At 54.5% G+C, this 319-nt stretch carries 1 protein-coding gene; it reads right to left on the reverse strand.

Going from position 1 to position 319, the window contains the following annotated elements; translation table 11 throughout:
- The coding region (locus KH400_RS30520) for a hypothetical protein (protein ID WP_217228800.1) at positions 1-319 on the reverse strand (319 nt) is incomplete at both ends.

Here is a 319-nt window from a genome sequence, read left to right on the forward strand (position 1 = left end):
TTTCTTCCCCTTCCTCTCTCTCCCTCTTCTCTCCCCCTCCCCCCTTCCTTTTCTTTCCCTTTTTTTTTTCTCCTCTCTTTCTCTCCCCTCTTCCCTCCTTCTTTCCCTTCCTTCTCTCTCCCCTCTTCTCTCCTTCCCCCCCTTCCCCTCTCCCCCCCTTTTCCTCCCCCCTTTCTTCCCCTTCTTTTTCCTTTCCCCTTCCTCCTCTCCCCTTTTTCCCCCCCCCCTTCCCCTCTTCTCTTCCTCTCTTCCCTGTCTTGTTCTTCCTTTTCCCTCTTTTTCCCTCTTCTCTCTCTCCCCCCTCCTTCCCTCTCCCCTT

It is taken from the genome of Desertibacillus haloalkaliphilus (genome assembly GCF_019039105.1).
In the GTDB taxonomy this organism is placed as follows: Bacteria; Bacillota; Bacilli; order Bacillales; family KJ1-10-99; genus Desertibacillus; species Desertibacillus haloalkaliphilus.